This is a genomic window from Fulvivirga sp., from assembly GCF_040220315.1.
Lineage (GTDB): Bacteria > Bacteroidota > Bacteroidia > Cytophagales > Cyclobacteriaceae > Fulvivirga.
Genome location: NZ_JAVJUY010000313.1, coordinates 32417 through 49999 on the forward strand (window position 1 = coordinate 32417; position 17583 = coordinate 49999).

Sequence of the window (17583 nt, forward strand, 5' to 3'; positions counted from 1 at the left end):
CAGATAAATGTGATCATGCCAATGTATACATTTGCAAAATATTTGGCTTCATGTCAATCTACTACAAAGTCAAAGCCGTTGAACGGGTATTTAACGGCCTTGAAAAGGATATTAAATCCTTCCAGCAAAATACAGGTTTAAATTGCGTGAGCGGTTGTGGGCTTTGTTGCCATAATCCAAACATTACAGCCACAGCGCTTGAATTTCTTCCCTTTGCTTACGATTTGTTTAAACGAGACATGGCCTATCAGTGGTTGGAAGACCTTACTGAAAATAGTGGTGGTTTATGTAAAATTTTCAGACCACTTTTAACTGAAAGTGATAGAGGCTTTTGCGGCCACTATCAATATAGAGGGTTAATCTGCCGGGCATTTGGTTTCTCTGCAATGAAGAATAAGCATGGTAATCCAACATTAGTTACCTGCAAGCCCATTAAATCAGAATTTAATGATGAATACAACCGTGCCGTTGAGCATATTAATAACAATGGTAATGCGCCATTAATGTCTAACTACTATTACCAATTGCGAGCTATCGATTCTGATTTGGGAAGAGAGCATCTACCCATCAACGAGGCTATTAACATGGCTGTAAAAACAGTGTTAGCCTATTATTCTTACCGAAAACCAAGAAGAGCTTAAATCCTCGCTTGGTATTCATGTAAGTTGTGATAACGGCCTCTTTTAGCAAGTAGCTCATCATGTTTGCCTTTCTCTACTATCTCGCCATTTTCTATTACAAGAATCTGATCAGCCTGCCTTATTGTGCTTAGCCTATGTGCAATCACAAAAGTGGTTCTGCCTTTCATTAAAGATTTTAAACTTTTCTGAATATAGGCCTCACTTTCCATATCCAGATTTGAAGTGGCCTCATCTAATATGAGAATCTTTGGGTTGGCCAAAATGGCCCGGGCTACTGCTAATCTTTGCTGCTGGCCACCTGATAGTTTTACTCCACGTTCACCGATCATGGTATCCAATCCCTTTTCAAATCTATCTGTAAATTCATCGACATGCGCTGCTCGAACAGCATGAATGAGCTCATCTTCAGAGGCATTCGGTCGGGGAAATAAAATATTGTCTCTAATGGTGCCCTCAAATAGAAAATCATTTTGGAGAACAACCCCTAACTGACTTCGATAGCTTTCCAGAGTTATGGTTGTTAAATCTTCCCCGTCAACCAGCACCTTACCTGAATCCGGCACCAAGAATGACGCTGCCATTCCGGCTATGGTGCTTTTCCCCGAACCTGAAGTTCCTACGAGAGCAGTTACCGTGCCTCTGCCTGCTTCGAAGCTTATATTTTTTATTACTTTCTTACCTTCATCGTAAGAAAAAGAAACATCTTGAAAAGTAATATCTCCTTTAATTTCGCTGATTTGCTTTGTTCTGATCATAGGATCATCTTCAAGTGGCGTATTTAAAATTTCTTCTGTTCGGTCTAAGCCGGCAAATGCCTCAGTAAGTTGACTGCCAATGTTGCTCATTTGCACAATAGGTGCAATCATAAACCCAAGATAAAGTGTAAAGGCCAGGAAATCCCCGAAGGTCATATCGCCATTCATTATCATATAGCCACCAATACCCATAATGCCGGTGGATGCCAAGCCTAATAAAAAGGTGGCTGAACTCGTAACCAGACTGGTAGAGGTGAGGCTCTTCTTTATGTTTAAGAACAGCCGTGTTACGCCATCTTCGAAAGTTTTAATTTCCTGAGCTTCTGCATTAAAGCCTTTTATTACCCTCACTCCACCAAGCGTTTCCGTGAGCCTGCCTGTTACTTCTGCATTAATTACTCCTCTCTCCCTAAAAATAGGTCGTATTTTTCCGAAAGCTTTAAGAGAAATGAAACCAAAGATGGCGACAGGCACAAGTACATAAAGGGTCATCATGGGGCTAATGCTTATTAGCAAAAACAAACATATGATGGAGGTTAAAACACCGCCAAAAAGTTGCGCCAGTCCAGTACCTACAATATTTCTAACCCCTTCTACATCCGTCATTATTCGTGAAACGAGTTCGCCTGTTTTAGCATTATCAAAAAACCGTACGGGCAGTTTAATAATATGAGCTTGTACTTTAGACCGTAATTGCGAAATAAGTTGTTGTGCCTCAACGCTAAGAATTTGAGTAAGTGCAAAAGAAGTTATCGCCTGAACAGTAATGGCTATTCCAACTGCGAGTAAAAGTAACTTAAGCATTTCCAAATTATTATTGGGAATCACATCATCCATCAGGTATTTGCTGGCACCAGGTAACACCAATCCGGCCAAACGGCTGATAATAATTAGAATTAACCCAATAATGAGTTGTTTTCTCCTTGGCCAGACGATGGTTTTAAACACATGGCTAATCGATACTTTATTCTTGCTCATTAAAATTAAATTGATTTGATATTGTAAACTAACACTTAAAACATGGTTAAAAGTGCGTTAAGGCCAAGAATGTTAATAAGCCTGTTTTTATCACTAGAATTTGGTGGATAACTACCTGCTTTTAGTTAAGATTTTTGGTGGAAAACATGTGGGAAACAAACCATGTTGAAAGTTTGTCAAAGCGAAATTAATAACGACATTAGATTCATCAAACGAGGTTATTTCGTTAGCAGATACAAAAGTGTATCAGGTAAGTATTAAAGATTTTGCGAATATGCGATGAAAGGTTTAAGTGTGAAAGCATTTATTCTGAAATGGGTTTCCTACACTGTCGCTATTCATAGAGAAGTTTATTGTTAATTGATTCGTCAACTAATGATTGAATTATCCTTTTGGTCTTAAAGATTTAATGGCTTGTTCATTAGATTGAAATGAGAAATCACGACAAGTCAAAAGGCATAGTATCACCTAAGGGAGTGGTATTTCTCGAAGAGACTTTAAGAAAATCAGAAGCGCGCCTATTTATAGGTAAGCAGAAGCGCGGATAGCAACGTTTGAGCCATTGATCAGCTTTGCTGTGAGATGAAATGGGGGTTTTTCGCTTAAGAAAAGTCCCCATTTTTGTTTTTAAGGAGATCAAAACTTATGTTCATGTATCTTTGTTCATAGAAAAGTTAATCGGTCAACTTAAAATTAATAGCCATTAAAAATTTTGATATCCCTTCCTATTATCGCTCATCCATTACAGGCAGAGTTAAGGAGTTAAGAAAACAGACAGATCCGAGAAAGCAGGATTTTACACCCGCTACTATGGATTTTGGTCCTGTACAATTTCATATTGCCAGACACTTTGGCTTCTGCTATGGTGTAGAAAACGCCATTGAAATAAGTTATAAAGCTTTAGAAGAAAACCCCGATAAAAACGTATACCTACTCAGCCAAATGATTCATAATCAGGAGGTGAACAACGATTTAGTTTCTCGCGGTATTAAATTTATAATGGATACGGATGGCACTCAGTTCATCCCATGGGAGCAACTAAAGCCAGAAGATATCGTAATTGTGCCGGCTTTTGGAACAACACTAGAAATTGAAGAGAAGCTGAAAACGATAGGAATTGAAGTGCAGCGATACAACACCACGTGCCCGTTTGTAGAAAAGGTTTGGAAACGCTCTGCCAAACTTGGTGAAGATAGCCATACCATAATCATTCATGGAAAGCATAACCATGAAGAAACCCGGGCCACTTTTTCACACAGCTCAAAAAATGCCCCTTCCGTAATTGTTAAGAATATGGCTGAAACTGAGTTCCTTTGTGATGTGATTAAAGGAAAGAAAACCCATGAAGATTTCTTTCAATACTTTAAAGGTAAATATTCAGACGGGTTTGATCCTTCCAAAGATTTAAAGCGAGTGGGGGTCGTAAATCAAACTACCATGCTGGCAACGGAAACACAGGCCATTGCAGACTTTGTTAAACAAACAATGCAAGCAGTTTATGGTGAGGCAGAGTTAAAAAATCACTTTGCTGATACCCGGGATACGTTATGCTATGCTACAAATGATAATCAGGATGCTACATACGCTTTACTTGAAGAGAATGCCGATATAGCCATCGTAGTTGGAGGGTATAACAGCTCAAATACATCACACATCGTGGAGCTTTGCGAGCGTAAATACCCCACCTATTTTATTAATAGCCCTAATGAGATTATAGGCGAAAAACTTATTAATCATTACGACTATCCAAACCATAAACACATAACTACGGATAGCTGGCTGCCGAAAAAATCACCAACCAAAATTGTATTAACCAGTGGTGCCAGTTGCCCGGACACATTGGTAGACCAGGTTTTATTGAAAATTTTAACTTATTTTGAGGGTGCCAAATCTGTAGAATCAGTAATGGCTGAATTTGAAAATCAATAGCTGTTTTATTATCAAAAGGCCCTCATCGCTTACTTTTGCATTCTCAATTTTTATAGCAGGACTTTTCTGTGTCTTGGGTCTGATACTATTTACCCAGTTCTCATCACAATTACATTCGAGCGAACTTCAGGCTTTTGATGAGCAGCTTAGCAAAAGAATTATTGAAGGAAGAAGTACTTTCTTAACACGCGCTATGATGGTAATAACTTCCCTGGGAAGTGCCACCGCCTACTTTATTATAATACCTATTGTTGGTTGGATACTCTATAGAAATGATAGGACATGGGCGCATTCCATTGAAGCCTTCATTATTTTGGTTTCTGGCTTTCTGATCAATCTGGCATTAAAATTTTACTATGGCAGGTTACGGCCAGATGAAAGCCTACAGTTGATTGCCCTAAGAGAAGGTTCGCTAAGCTTTCCAAGCGGGCATAGCATGACAGCTATGGCTTTTTATGGATTCCTCATCTACCTTGTTTGGCAATACACACGAACAAAAATCAAGCAAGTGGTTTTTATTTCTACGCTAACTTTTTTAATTCTATTAATAGGATTTAGCAGGGTATATCTAGGTGCCCATTTCCCTTCTGATGTGCTGGCGGGTTTCACAGCAGGTTTAATTTGGCTATTGGTGTGTATTTCTATTTTACGATTTTACCATTTTAGAATACTGAGGTCGCACTAGACTCTTACACCAATCAGCAGCATATCATCAGTTTGTTCATTTTCACCTTGCCATTTCATAAGTTCGCTCTCAATTATTTTCTTTTGCTCACTCATTGGTTTCTCGCATACATCTTTCAATAGTTTTTTAAACCGTGCGTACATAAATTTTTTATTCTCATCACCACCAAACTGATCTACCAATCCATCAGTAAACAGATACACTGAATCATTGGGCATCAGGTTAAGCTCATGTTCTTTGTACTGCCTTTCGGCTGCATATAACACTCCCCCTACAGGGTAGTGTTCTCCTTTCACTACATTTAACTCACTATTATGGAAAAAGTACATTGGCCTTTTGGCTCCTGCAAAAGTGAGTTTCTTGGTATTTCGATCCATCATGCAGATGCCTATGTCCATACCATCATCAACCTGAGTGTAGAGTTTATTTGATTTAAGACTTCTAAGAACACGTTTATTCAATTCTGTTAAAACATCTCCTGGATTAAGCACATTGGCCTCGTAAACTATTTGATTTAGCAGTGAATTGCCCATTACGTTTAAAAAAGCAGCAGGCACACCATGGCCGGTACAATCCACTGCCGCTATGAGCACTTTGTCGCCCTTTTCGGCAAACCAATAAAAATCACCACTAACTACATCCCTGGCTTTAGCCATCACAAATGCCTCTTGAAAAACGCTGTTTAATTTATCATCTTCTGGCAGAATAGCTTGTTGAATGTTTTTAGCGCAGAGAATACTGTCCATAATATTCCTGTTCTTTTCAATTATCTCCTCATTCTGCACACGAAGTAAGTTATTCGCTTTTGTTTTGTAATTATTCTTTCGAATCTGAAGCATGATAATAACACTAATAAGTAATACGATACCTGCGAGCCAATAAATAACCATTTGAGTATTGGAGAGCCTCAAATCTTTAATCTCTGCCTCTTTGTTTAAAAGCTCAATCTTATTTTCACGCTGCTTTATTTGAAAATTATTCTCAACCTGCGCTAATTTCTGTGCCTGTTCTTCGCTAAACTGCTCTTGATTTATAGCCACATACTTCTCATAATTGTCGAGCGCCATTTTATAATCGCCTAATTTTTTGTACACTTCAGATAGGCCTAGGTAGTTTTTCCCAATTAGTAATTTAGCTTTAATCTGCTCTGCCATTTGTAGTGCCATGGTATATTTTTCAAGGGCACGATCATACTCAGCATTCAAATAATTAAGGCGGCCAATTCTTCGCACCAGTTCAGATTTATTGTATTGTTGATCTATCTGATCCATAAGTGACATGGCCCTTGTGTAATAATACTCAGCAGAATCATACATATCTCTATTTATGTAATTATCCGCAAGATTGCTCAAGTCTTTAAACACACCAATCGTTTGGTTCAACTCCTCATCTACCTTAAGTGATTTTTTGAAGTATTTATGGGCCAGGCTATAATCGCCTTGCTCAGCATGTACCAATCCAAGATTACTCAGGGTATTCGCTTCGCCAAGTTTATCACCTTTAGATCTCTTTATTCTTAATGACTTATTATAGTATTCAACAGCTTCCTCTGCTCGCCCCAGGTCGATAAGTATCAGGCCAACATTGTTGTAAACTTTGGCAAGTTCCACACTATCTTGTATTTGCTCATAGATATTGAGGACATCATAAAAATAATTCAAGGTCTTTTCGTAATCGCCTACTCCAAAATATAGTATACCAAGATAATTGTATGCTCTTGCAGCTGTTCTATCCAACCCCGAGGCCAGGCCAAATTCAGCAGATGATTTTGTGTATTCAATTGCTTCGTAGATGTTTTCTGTTTCAGAAAGTTTAGCCAATTCATAACACGCCTCTGCCTTCACAGAATCATTATTAGCAGCTTCTAAAACAGCTTTAATACTATCAAGTTGATGAGCCCTATCCTGTCCAACACCTAAAACTGGAATCAGAATAAAGATCAAAAAAGTAAAGCAATATTTCATATGGGCGGTTTTCCATTTAAAAAAGCAATTTGAAACTAGCAATAATTTATTCATATTTGCAACCAAATAATAAAATCTTCTTCGAGGATTTAAATATCACGCACATGAGCACTTTATCGGTAAAACTTTAGTCGGAACCTTCAGAAGGTTAGCGCCTAACTAGCAAACTAATCTTATTCCAATGTTAATACCGATAAAATGCGTATTCATAAATATTTCAATTATTTTATTCAAGCCTTAAAAGGCGAACAAAAAAGCTTTGTTTCAGGAAATATAAACAAGGCCATTTTTATGCTTTCCGTTCCCATGATTTTAGAAATGGTCATGGAGTCTCTATTTGCTGTAGTTGATATTTACTTTGTTGGTAAAGTAAGCGTAAATGCAGTTGCCACAGTTGCTCTAACAGAATCTGTTATTATGATTATCTATGCCCTGGCCATAGGCTTAAGCATGGCCGCAACAGCAGTTGTTTCGCGAAGAATTGGAGAGAATAATCCTGACAAAGCAGCTGAGGCAGGTTTACAAGCTATATTTATCACCGTAGTTATATCGACAGTTTTTTCACTAATAGGAATATTCTTTGCCAAAGAAATTCTCTATCTAATGGGAGGAGAACCTGATTTAATTGCCGAAGGATTTGGCTATACAAAAATCATGTTGGGAGGTAATATTACGGTGATGCTGCTGTTTCTTATTAATGCGATATTTCGTGGTGCAGGAGATGCCTCCATTGCCATGCGAGTATTATGGATAGCCAACGGGCTCAACATTATTCTCGATCCAATATTTATTTTTGGTTTAGGCCCAATACCTGCTTTTGGAGTTGAAGGTGCGGCCATAGCAACTAATATTGGCCGTGGTGTGGGTGTACTTATACAATTATGGGTGCTTACCGGAAACTCATCAGCTATACAGATAAGCTGGCAACATTTTAAATTGAAATGGCAAACTATCAGAAACCTGATCAACATCTCGTTGGGTGGCATAGGCCAGTATATGATTGGCACCCTGAGCTGGTTATTTTTGGTTAGAATAAGTGCCGTATTCGGCAGTGAAGTATTAGCCGGTTATGCGATCGCGTTTCGAATAATTATGTTCACTATTCTTCCTTCTTGGGGTTTGAGTAATGCAGCAGCTACGTTGGTTGGGCAAAACCTTGGCGCAAAATTTCCAGATCGAGCAGAAACATCCGTGTGGAGGTGTGCATTTTTTAATATGGTTTTTTTAGCAATTATATCCTTGATTTTTGGAATCTGGGCAGAGTGGTTTGTCCGCTTATTTGCCTCTGAGCCAGAAGTAGTAAAATACGGAGCATTGGCCTTGCGGGTGATTTGTTGTGGTTATATATTCTTTGCATATGGTATGGTAATAGGGCAGTCGTTTAATGGTGCCGGTGATACACGCACGCCAACTATTATTAATTTCTTCTGTTTCTGGATGTTTGAAGTCCCATTGGCCTGGACATTATCCAGAACGTTGGATTTGGGGCCATTGGGAATATTTCTGGCGATCGCAATTGCTTCATCCCTATTTGCTATTGTGAGTATTCATATTTTCAGAAAGGGGAATTGGAAGACTGTTGAAGTGTAAAAACTGTCTCATTCAGATTCTTCGAAGCATTCTAATTTCAAATTAAAAGTGAAAGTGGTAAATTGTATATAAAATCCACTCATCATGAAATCGATTGTTAAAAAGACTACTGTTGCACTGCCTGCAGCAGAAGTATGGAAAAAATGGACAACAGAAGAGGGTATAAAGTCATTCTTCAGTCAAAAGTGTAAGATTGAATTAAAAGTAGGTGGAGCATACGAAATGTATTTTTTACAGGATAATCCTAAGGGTATGCAAGGTTCTGAGGGTTGTAAAATACTTAGTTATTTACCAGAAAAAATGCTTTCATTTTCATGGAACGCACCTCCTGAATACCCAAATGTGAGGGGCATTCATACATGGGTGGTTCTGCTTTTTGATGAGTCAGACAAACTGACTCATCTAACTTTAACCCATCTAGGTTGGGGCACGGGGGAAGAATGGGATCAGGTATATTCCTATTTTGAAAATGCTTGGGATTTTGTCTTTAACAAATTAAACGAAAGTATCCACTAATTATGAAAACACTTTTAACCGTTACACTACTTGTAACATGTCATTTAATGATGGCTCAAGACAAAGAAGGCAATCCCCCAATGGAAATAGTGAAATACTATTTTGTTGAGTTGATAACCAACCCGAATAAACCTGAACTTCCTAAAGCACAGGTGGATAGCATTCAAAGAGCCCATATGGCTAATATTTCTCAAATGATAACGGATAAAAAGTTAGTGCTGGCCGGGCCGTTTGAAAAAGGAGGTGGTATTTTCATCTTAAAGGTGGAAAGCATGGAAGAAGCTGAACAACTTGTGGCACAAGACCCAGCAATTAGTGCGGGAAGGTTAACCACAGAAATCAGACCGTGGTATACTGCCAAGGGATCATTTGTGTTGGAAGAATAATTACCCTCTTTCTATCAGAAATATAATATACCAGACATAGGCAATTAAAAAGAAGAAGCCTTCCCATCTGCTAATCACAGGCCGCTTACCTATAACCACTGCCAGAATTAGGGCAGTGCTGGAAGCGATGATCATAAAAATATCTGAATTAGAAATGGAATCGTAAGGGATGCTTTTTATAGACGCGCTTAAACCTAGAATCCATAGCAGGTTAAATATATTTGAGCCTACCACATTACCTACCGCTATATCAGTATCTTTCTTAAATGCTGCAACGGCTGAAGTAACCAGTTCTGGGAGGGAAGTTCCCACAGCAATTATTGTTAATCCAATAAACGTTTCGCTCATTCCAAATACACGTGCCATGGCTACTGCACCATCTACCACCCATTGGCCACCAAAGTAAAGGCCAACCATACCAACCAATATTAAGATGACTGATTTAGAAGTGGCCATTTCCTTAAACTCTTCATCGTTAAACTCAGATTTCTTCTGCTTTGATACAATGTATACATAGCCCATAAACAAGAAGAAAAAGAAGAGTAGAATAAAACCATCGGCCTGGCTGATGGCTAAATCTTCTGATTTATTAAACAAAGCTGCATTTGCCAGAAACCCAACTAAAAGCGTAGCTGTTAGCGAAAATGGAACTTCAATGAAATAAGTATTTTTTGTGATCGGTAATGGGTTGATTAATGCTGAAATTCCGAGAATTAGTAGGATGTTGGCTACGTTACTTCCCAACACATTACCTACACCAATGTCAGGGGTGTTATTATAGCTCGCTATGAGGTTCACCAATAGTTCTGGCAACGATGTTCCAAATGAAACAATTGTTAACCCAATAATGATACTTGAAATGTTAAGTTTTTTGCCTATCGAAGTGGCGCCATCAACGAGAAGATCTGCGCCTTTTATTAGAAAAACAAAACCTATTACAAACAGTATATAAATCAAAACGTTACTAGTTATAGCTGACTAAAATAGTGTATTTTTAATGCACTTTAATATTTTTTCAATTTTTTTTATAATCCCAAATCTACATGCCGTTCTCTATAATTTACAGTAGGTTACATGCATTTGGGTGTATTCAGTATTTTATAAAAAGTAACCATTGATGGATTTAATTAACCCTTATACAGTAGTAATAATTTTCTCACTGCTCATCATCATTTCCTATCTTTTTAATTTGCTTTCAGCAAAGTCAGGGATACCTAGTGTGCTACTGCTAATTGGGTTAGGTATACTAATGAACCTTATAGGAAATTATTTTGGCATCCCTAAAAATGGTTATGTCTTCGAAATTCTAGAAATATTGGGCATTGTTGGTCTGATTATGATTGTATTGGAAGCTGCTTTGGATCTTGAATTGAACCGGAGTAAATGGCCCGTTATTTCAAAATCTCTTTTGGTGGCGTTCCTAAGTCTTATGGGTTCCTCATTAATTGTTGCGGGGGTGATTAACTATTTTTTAATTGATGATTACACTTTGGCTTTAGTGTATGCTATTCCTGTTTCAATTATAAGTAGCGCCATCATTATCCCTTCTGTAGGTGAAATGACCCCTGAGAAAAGAGAGTTTATGATTTATGAAAGTACCTTCTCAGATATTCTGGGTATTATGTATTTCTACTTTCTGGTAGGTAATATTGGTAGTAGTAGCGCGCAGGCTGTAGTTTGGGATATTACGTTAAACATTTTTATTACCATTCTTATTTCGGTGGTTTCCAGCTACGCACTGGTGCTGATTTTTCAGCGTTTAAAAACGCAGGTAAAACTATTTCTATTGATAGCAGTACTTCTTTTATTATATTCTGTCGGTAAACTTTTCCACCTGTCTTCACTATTGATTATCCTGATTTTCGGTTTGGTACTTAATAACTACAAGCTCTTCTTTAGAGGCAAATTGGCTTCGTTTGTGGATGTGAAATCAGTGCACAGCATTCTTAGTAATTTTCATTTGGTAACCATTGAAACTGCGTTTGTTGTTCGCACCTTATTCTTTGTACTTTTTGGAATATCCATTGACCTTGGGGCGCTTAAAGATTTGGAAGCATTAGGTATAAGTCTGGTAATAGTAGTTCTAATGCTGGGAATTAGAGCTGTTTTTCTGAAACTTATTATTCGTAAAGACTTAAAGCCACAACTGCTAATGGCACCAAGAGGGTTGATCACCATTCTATTATATTTTTCTATTCCTGCGGCTTTTCAGGTTGAAGGTTTTAATTCATCTATTTACCTATATACCATTTTAATTACCAGTGGATTAATGGCCATTGCATTAATTGCGGAAGGAAAGCATTTGGCTCCTGTAGATGCCATGCAAATGGCTTATTGGCGAGAGATGGATAAGGAAATTGAAAAAATTCCCGAGCAAGAAAAACATAGGGAACCTGAAGAAAATGAGGAAGGTGCTTAATTCACCTCCCCCATTAATTTATTAAGATTTTTGAGCCTTTTTTACTTTCTGAATTTTAGATTCTAACAATTCAGTATCTGCGTTTACATCATTTTCTTTCGCCTTCAACATACTTTTTACATAGTATTCAATGGCCTTATCGTGTAAATCGTTATTTGCATAGTAATCGCCTGCTACTTCAAACGCCTTACTATTCTCTTTAATGGAAATAGACTTTTCAAACCATTCCTTTGCTTCCGTGAGATTAACATCTTTTTTTACACATAGCTCAGCTGCTTTTGCTAATGCTTTGTAATCGTCAGGTGCAGCATTGCTCACAATGCCCCTTGCCTTTTCAACTGTCTTCTCTGTGCCACCTGCAAATGCAGAAACTGACACAATCAATGCCAACGCTACTAATGTTGATTTTAACTTTTTCATGCTTGTTTATTTTGAGTTGTAATTTATTAACCAAAACAAGCAAGACTAATCTCGTGCCAAGTATTTAACTATCTGATTATTAATAAGTTATATTAATATTGATGATACCATGGTGAGCGATTTTGAGCAGTGATTGTTCATTTTTTGGACAGATAACTTAAATGCAGCAATTACGTAGTTTCAGGAACAAATATGATTGATAATATTCTTGGCGTGGACACGAGAGTTTTCAATAAACCATTTGTTTGTCTTTAATCCGCCACATACAACCCCTGCCAGATAAACTCCTTGAACATTCGACTCATTGGTTTCCTGATTATAGACTGGTGTATGAAATTCATCCTCCTGAAATTGTATACCTATAGATTCCATCAACGAGAAATTCGGTTCGTAGCCGGTCATGGCCAACACAAAGTCGTTATCAAGGGTTTTTGGCCCTTCAGGGGTTTGAATGTGTACTTTATCCTCTTCAATTTTTGTAATGTTGCTATTAAAGTAAGCTTTGATAGAACCTTCTTTAATTCTATTTTCTATATCGGGTTTCACCCAATATTTAACTGAATCTAATATCCCACTTTCACGAACCACCATGGTGACATTCGCACCTTTCCGATATGTCTCCAAAGCAACATCTACGGCTGAATTAGCCGCTCCTACAACAATTAAATTCTGCTTGTAGTAAGGGTGAGGTTCATCATAATAATGTTTCACCTTAGGTAAATCTTCGCCCTCAACATTCATCATATAAGGGAAGTCATAAAAACCAGTAGACAGTACAATTGATTTTCCCAGATACTCCCCCTTTTCAGTTACAACCTTGATGCTTGTGGAATCCTTTTCAATTTTTTCAACCTTTTCGTAAAGCTTCACATTTAAATCGTAATGTGATGCTACCCTGCGATAGTACTCCAGCGCCTCAAACCTGTTTGGTTTGGCGCCATGAGAAATAAAGGGTACATCACCAATTTCCAGCTTATCTGAGGTGGAGAAAAAAGTCATGTTTAAAGGATAGTTGTAGATGGAATTTACCAGGCATCCTTTATCAATAATCAAATAAGAAAGCGACTTCTTTTGGGCTTCAATACCACACGCCAAACCAATAGGGCCGGCACCTATAATTATTACATCAAACATAGTACTACATGTTTTCAGGTTATATTACAAGTATAGCCTAAAAAGGTTCCTTAAAAGGATAAAATATAAGGGTATTGAATAAATCGGGAATTAATTTTTAATATGTTATATTTAGAAGGTGACTAGAATTAGACCCGCAAAATTTAAGGAGCTAGAAATTATCGCTGAATTTCAAGCCGCCATGGCCCTAGAAACTGAGGGGCTTCATCTTGATAAAGAAAAAATAATCTTAGGCATTGAGGCCGTATTTGAAGACCCTGGCAAAGGAAAATATTATGTTGCTACTGAATCGGAAGATGAAGTGATCGCTTGCCTTTTAATTACCCCTGAATGGAGTGAATGGCGAAACGGAACGGTTTATTGGATACAATCGGTTTATGTTAAAAAAGAACATCGTGGAAAAGGAGTTTTTAAAGAGCTGTACCGATACATTCAGGCATTGGTGAATGAAGATCCGGAGTTGGTAGGCATTCGTTTATATGTTGAACTGGAAAATAAAGCTGCCCAATCTGTTTATGAAAAGCTTGGCATGGACGGTGAACACTACAAATTATACGAATGGTTAAAATAATTGCTTCCATATTTTCGATTGTATTCAGCACCTCGATGGTGTATTGCCAGGAGTTTGAAGTAGATAAATTTGATACAGGCAATGGAAAAGAATTGGAGATCACCTTTGTTGGTCATGGCACTTTAGTGTTTAGATACGATGGCACTGTCATGCACATCGATCCATCATCGCGAGAAGCTGATTACGAGACTATGGATGATGCAGACTTGATTTTAATTACGCATCATCATGGCGACCATTGCGATCCAACTGCAGTTGAAAAAATAAAAACAGATGAAACTGAAATTATTACTACGCAGTTAAGTGTTGATAAATTGGGATTCGGAACGGTTCTAACAAACGGGGAATCTACAACTTACAAAAACATTAAATTGGAAGCCATTCCAGCTTATAACCTTGTACATAAAAGGGATAATGGTGAATTTTTTCACCCTAAAGGCACGTGCAACAGCTATGTATTAACCATTGGCAATAAACGCATTTTTATAGGTGGTGATACTGAAAACACACCGGAAATGAAGGCACTGGAAAATATTGATATTGCCTTCTTACCTATGAATTTACCGTATACCATGACACCAGAAATGGTGGCTGATGCGGCCAAGGCATTTAAACCAAAAATTCTTTACCCATACCACTATGGAAAAACGGATACTTCGATCATCGTTTCATTAATGAAAGATGAAAAAGAAGTTGAAACTCGAATGAGAGATATGCCATAATAAATTAGATTTTAAATCGTATTTATATAAAACCAACCTATGAAATTTTTAATTACCCTTTGTCTGTCTGTATTTGCTTTAAATGTATTTGCCCAACTTGAAGGAACCGCTTTCCCTGATATGGAAACTGAAACGGTTGACGATAAAGTAATCAACCTCCCTATTGATACTCAAGATAAATACACCTTGTTAGCCTTAGCCTATTCAAAGAAGGCAGAGAAGGATTTGACAAGTTGGTTTAGTCCTGTTTACAACAAATTTATTAAAGAGGCCACAGGTGTTTTTGCTTCGTTCTCGTACGATATAAATGTTTATTTTGTGCCAATGTTTACAGGCGTAAAGGCTGCTGCAACCGGCACTGCCAAAAGGAAAACTGCTGAAGAGCTTGACCCATTATTAATCCCTAATATTTTATTTTATAAAGGAAGTTTAAAGCCTTACAAAGATGCACTGGAATTTGATAAAAAAGACGTCCCTTATCTATTTCTTGTAGACAAAGAAGGTAAGATAGCTTATGCCACATCAGGTGAATACACCGATGAGAAAATGGAAGCTATGGAAGAGTTTTTGGATAGTTTATAATTAGGTCATACTAATTATTTAGAAATTGAAATAGCCAAGTTTAGTCCTGGCTATTTCAATTTCTCAGCGAAAACAGATTTTACTTTATCAACCTTAGGCTTTACTACAAAAGTGCAGTAGGGCTGGTTTTTATTGTCGTTATAATAGTTTTGATGATATTCTTCGGCCGTGTAAAACTCCTTGGCAACACTAATTTCCGTTACCACCGGATTACCAAATACATTGGCTTCATTTAGTTTTTGCTTATAGGCCAGGGCCAATTCCTTTTGCTCCTCATTTACATAAAAAACTACTGACCGGTATTGGGTTCCAACATCCGCCCCTTGTCGGTTTAAGGTGGTAGGGTCATGCGTTTTCCAAAAAATCTCCAGCAATTCTTTGTAACTAATCACTGTAGGGTCAAAATCAAATTGAATTATCTCTGCATGGCCTGTGAGCCCGCTACATACCTCTCGATAGGTAGGATTTTTCACTTTGCCACCCATATACCCTGATTCAATGTTAGAAACCCCCTTTATTTGCTGAAAAACTGCCTCGATGCACCAAAAACAGCCCGCTCCGAAAATTGCTTTATTCATGTGTAATTCGTGTTATCTATTTTAAACCAATCGAAAGCTCAGATAGTTTGAAATAAAGCTTATTTATGTTTTATTATTAATTTCATTGGGCAGTTGCACGCTAAAGGTAGTGCCTTGCTTAGGTTCAGAAGATACACTTACCTGTCCGCCCAGTTTGGTGACTGTCTCCTTAACAATATAAAGTCCCAGTCCTGTGCCTGATGTACTTTCGCTTGCCCGGTAAAACATATCAAACAGTTTATCATGATGCTTTTTATTAATGCCAGGACCAAAATCTTTAATACTGATATTCACTTTTTTCTTTCCCGCACTAGCCTCTATCTCAATCACATTGTTTTTGGGTTTAGTACAGCCATATTTAAGCGCATTGCTTAAAATATTTCTAATAATCACCTTCAATCTCATTGGGTCTGAATACACATCTGCCTTTAGGTCTAGGTCTAGTTTAACTTCTACTTTTTCCTTTTTGTAGATGTATCTTAAATCCTCAAATACACTTTCAATGATTTCTTTGAGGTCGACTTTCTCACTAATATTTTCTGTTCTGGCATTGCGCGAATAGTCAATAATGTCTTTAATAAACTGGTCGAGCCGTTTGATGGAGGTTTCCATCATGGAGTAATACTTCTCCTTTTCCTTCAGGCTCTTCTCCATTCTGGAAATGTTAATAAGACCTAACACCGATGCCAATGGCGCCTTTAAATCGTGTGAAGCGCTATATACAAAGCTGTCAAGCTCCTGATTCACCTTTTTTAGCATGATATTCTGGTTTTCGAGGCGGTTTTGAGATTCAATACGTTCTGTAATATCCGATGAAAATATTGATACACCCCGAACTTCATTATCCTGGAAAATAGGAAACGTTTTTATCTCAAAGTGTCGGGTTTTACCACTGATTATATATTGATCGTAATAGGTGCCCGGATTACCTTCTAGTGTAGAATCATAACGTATCTTCCATTGCGCTTTTAAGTTTTGTACAGGCATCTGATCAATCATACTTTTACCTAATTCCAATTTTTGGTTGTACGCTAATTCCCACCCTTTTTCGAACACACTGTTATTGTCTATCAATTCATAGTTAGCATTTACTAACCATATCGCATTGGTATGATTCTCAATAATCGCTCGAAGGTTGCCTTCTTTTTCTGCTAAAAATTCAGTCCTGATTGCTACCTGCTGCTCCAATTCTTCATTTTTTCTTTTGATTAATTCCTGCTCGTCCTGTTCCTTTTTAAGGAGCTTTTTATAGTATGTATTGATACGAACACCCACTCCGCAAGACAATATTACAACGCTTAGTCCATAGCCAAGGTGAATGGCATATTGCGAAACAAATCCATAAGGAAGTATTCGAAATAAATTGAGAATAAACCAGATAATAAAAAACCCAAATATGGTATAAGCGGCTAAAAAGAATCCGGCTTGAGGAACATTCTTTCGTGTTGCCTGAATAGAGGTGATCACCATTAAAATCACTTCTATAATGCCATAAATACCTAATAAATCAAAAATCAAATTATTTTGGAGATGTAGAAGAATTATACCGCTTATCCCGATTAAAAGCATTAAACCAACATTTAATCGGTAAAAGGTATTAGACCATTTTTTTACCTCAAGAAACATGATCATAAACATGAGCCCCAAAACATTGGTAGCTATAGCAGACGCTGCGTCCTGGTAGCCTTCTTTCCACCTAACCCAACCATGTAA

Annotated in this window: 17 protein-coding genes; 10 read left to right on the forward strand and 7 right to left on the reverse strand. The window is 37.6% G+C overall.

Features of this window, described 5'->3' with window-relative positions:
• The first annotated feature begins 50 nt into the window (after positions 1-50).
• Entirely contained in the window at positions 51-641 is a 591-nt protein-coding gene (locus tag RLO81_RS15875; RefSeq protein ID WP_350113804.1) for a YkgJ family cysteine cluster protein, read from the forward strand.
• On the opposite strand, the gene RLO81_RS15880 is transcribed toward RLO81_RS15875, so the two are convergent.
• Entirely contained in the window at positions 638-2374 is a 1737-nt protein-coding gene (locus tag RLO81_RS15880) for an ABC transporter ATP-binding protein (RefSeq protein WP_350113807.1), read from the reverse strand. The two genes, RLO81_RS15875 and RLO81_RS15880, sit on opposite strands and share 4 nt — an antisense overlap.
• Before the next feature lie 717 nt (positions 2375-3091).
• Between RLO81_RS15880 and RLO81_RS15885 the strand changes: the two genes are divergently transcribed.
• Together RLO81_RS15885 and RLO81_RS15890 are read left to right on the forward strand one after the other, a co-directional pair.
• The gene (locus tag RLO81_RS15885; protein WP_502880466.1) at positions 3092-4303 is read left to right on the forward strand and encodes a 4-hydroxy-3-methylbut-2-enyl diphosphate reductase; all 1212 of its coding nucleotides are present in this window, start codon (positions 3092-3094) and stop codon (positions 4301-4303) included.
• Between the two features lie 73 nt (positions 4304-4376).
• Positions 4377-4988 carry a phosphatase PAP2 family protein gene (locus tag RLO81_RS15890; RefSeq protein WP_350113810.1) on the forward strand — a complete coding sequence of 204 codons (612 nt, stop codon included), beginning with the start codon at positions 4377-4379 and terminating at the stop codon, positions 4986-4988.
• Here RLO81_RS15890 and RLO81_RS15895 read toward each other — a convergent pair.
• Positions 4985-6952, reverse strand: a complete 1968-nt coding sequence (locus RLO81_RS15895; RefSeq protein ID WP_350113813.1) for a tetratricopeptide repeat protein — start codon at positions 6950-6952, stop codon at positions 4985-4987. The two genes, RLO81_RS15890 and RLO81_RS15895, sit on opposite strands and share 4 nt — an antisense overlap.
• A 198-nt stretch (positions 6953-7150) precedes the next feature.
• On the opposite strand from RLO81_RS15895, the gene RLO81_RS15900 reads away from it, so the two are divergent.
• The 3 genes from RLO81_RS15900 to RLO81_RS15910 all read left to right on the forward strand — a co-directional run bounded on the left by RLO81_RS15900 (position 7151) and on the right by RLO81_RS15910 (position 9444).
• The gene (locus RLO81_RS15900; protein WP_350113816.1) at positions 7151-8542 is read left to right on the forward strand and encodes an MATE family efflux transporter; all 1392 of its coding nucleotides are present in this window, start codon (positions 7151-7153) and stop codon (positions 8540-8542) included.
• A gap of 84 nt (positions 8543-8626) precedes the next feature.
• Positions 8627-9058, forward strand: a complete 432-nt coding sequence (locus RLO81_RS15905; protein ID WP_350113819.1) for an SRPBCC family protein — start codon at positions 8627-8629, stop codon at positions 9056-9058.
• Between the two features lie 2 nt (positions 9059-9060).
• On the forward strand, positions 9061-9444 hold the full coding sequence (locus RLO81_RS15910) for a YciI family protein (protein ID WP_350113822.1): 384 nt from the start codon (positions 9061-9063) through the stop codon (positions 9442-9444).
• Here RLO81_RS15910 and RLO81_RS15915 read toward each other — a convergent pair whose 3' ends face one another.
• Complete coding sequence (locus RLO81_RS15915; protein ID WP_350113825.1) at positions 9445-10401, reverse strand: calcium/sodium antiporter; 957 nt, start codon at positions 10399-10401, stop codon at positions 9445-9447.
• A 160-nt stretch (positions 10402-10561) separates the two neighbouring features.
• Here RLO81_RS15915 and RLO81_RS15920 point away from each other — a divergent pair, with 160 nt between their 5' ends.
• Complete coding sequence (locus RLO81_RS15920) at positions 10562-11863, forward strand: cation:proton antiporter domain-containing protein (RefSeq protein ID WP_350113828.1); 1302 nt, start codon at positions 10562-10564, stop codon at positions 11861-11863.
• Positions 11864-11884: 21 nt separating this feature from the next.
• Here RLO81_RS15920 and RLO81_RS15925 read toward each other — a convergent pair whose 3' ends face one another.
• Complete coding sequence (locus RLO81_RS15925; RefSeq protein ID WP_350113831.1) at positions 11885-12283, reverse strand: hypothetical protein; 399 nt, start codon at positions 12281-12283, stop codon at positions 11885-11887.
• Positions 12284-12463: 180 nt separating this feature from the next.
• A complete protein-coding gene (locus RLO81_RS15930; RefSeq protein WP_350113834.1) occupies positions 12464-13417 on the reverse strand; it encodes a YpdA family putative bacillithiol disulfide reductase in 954 nt (317 codons plus the stop codon).
• Between the two features lie 118 nt (positions 13418-13535).
• Here RLO81_RS15930 and RLO81_RS15935 point away from each other — a divergent pair, with 118 nt between their 5' ends.
• From RLO81_RS15935 to RLO81_RS15945, 3 genes are read left to right on the forward strand one after another with little or no spacing between them, the layout of a single operon-like run.
• Positions 13536-13988, forward strand: coding sequence for a GNAT family N-acetyltransferase (locus tag RLO81_RS15935; protein ID WP_350113837.1), 453 nt, complete (start codon positions 13536-13538; stop codon positions 13986-13988).
• The gene (locus tag RLO81_RS15940) at positions 13976-14710 is read left to right on the forward strand and encodes an MBL fold metallo-hydrolase (protein ID WP_350113840.1); all 735 of its coding nucleotides are present in this window, start codon (positions 13976-13978) and stop codon (positions 14708-14710) included. Before RLO81_RS15935 ends, RLO81_RS15940 begins: the two co-directional genes overlap by 13 nt.
• A 39-nt stretch (positions 14711-14749) precedes the next feature.
• Positions 14750-15292 (forward strand): hypothetical protein, encoded by a 543-nt coding sequence (locus RLO81_RS15945; protein ID WP_350113843.1) that lies wholly within the window; start codon positions 14750-14752, stop codon positions 15290-15292.
• Between the two features lie 50 nt (positions 15293-15342).
• Here the strand turns inward: RLO81_RS15945 and msrA are convergent, their stop codons facing one another.
• Both msrA and RLO81_RS15955 read right to left on the reverse strand, forming a co-directional pair.
• Positions 15343-15870 (reverse strand): peptide-methionine (S)-S-oxide reductase MsrA, encoded by a 528-nt coding sequence (msrA, locus tag RLO81_RS15950; protein WP_350113846.1) that lies wholly within the window; start codon positions 15868-15870, stop codon positions 15343-15345.
• Positions 15871-15933: 63 nt separating this feature from the next.
• Positions 15934-17583: sensor histidine kinase (locus RLO81_RS15955; protein ID WP_350113849.1), on the reverse strand; the 1650-nt coding region annotated here is incomplete at its 5' end.

What these genes read in the sequence shown, in the direction of transcription:
- msrA (WP_350113846.1), bottom strand. Translation starts at nt 15,870, where the DNA reads ATGAATAAAGCAATTTTCGGAGCGGGCTGTTTTTGGTGCATCGAGGCA.
- RLO81_RS15920 (WP_350113828.1), top strand. Translation starts at nt 10,562, where the DNA reads ATGGATTTAATTAACCCTTATACAGTAGTAATAATTTTCTCACTGCTC.
- RLO81_RS15875 (WP_350113804.1), top strand. Translation starts at nt 51, where the DNA reads ATGTCAATCTACTACAAAGTCAAAGCCGTTGAACGGGTATTTAACGGC.
- RLO81_RS15895 (WP_350113813.1), bottom strand. Translation starts at nt 6,952, where the DNA reads ATGAAATATTGCTTTACTTTTTTGATCTTTATTCTGATTCCAGTTTTA.
- RLO81_RS15900 (WP_350113816.1), top strand. Translation starts at nt 7,151, where the DNA reads ATGCGTATTCATAAATATTTCAATTATTTTATTCAAGCCTTAAAAGGC.
- RLO81_RS15945 (WP_350113843.1), top strand. Translation starts at nt 14,750, where the DNA reads ATGAAATTTTTAATTACCCTTTGTCTGTCTGTATTTGCTTTAAATGTA.
- RLO81_RS15910 (WP_350113822.1), top strand. Translation starts at nt 9,061, where the DNA reads ATGAAAACACTTTTAACCGTTACACTACTTGTAACATGTCATTTAATG.
- RLO81_RS15925 (WP_350113831.1), bottom strand. Translation starts at nt 12,283, where the DNA reads ATGAAAAAGTTAAAATCAACATTAGTAGCGTTGGCATTGATTGTGTCA.
- RLO81_RS15880 (WP_350113807.1), bottom strand. Translation starts at nt 2,374, where the DNA reads ATGAGCAAGAATAAAGTATCGATTAGCCATGTGTTTAAAACCATCGTC.
- RLO81_RS15940 (WP_350113840.1), top strand. Translation starts at nt 13,976, where the DNA reads ATGGTTAAAATAATTGCTTCCATATTTTCGATTGTATTCAGCACCTCG.
- RLO81_RS15930 (WP_350113834.1), bottom strand. Translation starts at nt 13,417, where the DNA reads ATGTTTGATGTAATAATTATAGGTGCCGGCCCTATTGGTTTGGCGTGT.
- RLO81_RS15905 (WP_350113819.1), top strand. Translation starts at nt 8,627, where the DNA reads ATGAAATCGATTGTTAAAAAGACTACTGTTGCACTGCCTGCAGCAGAA.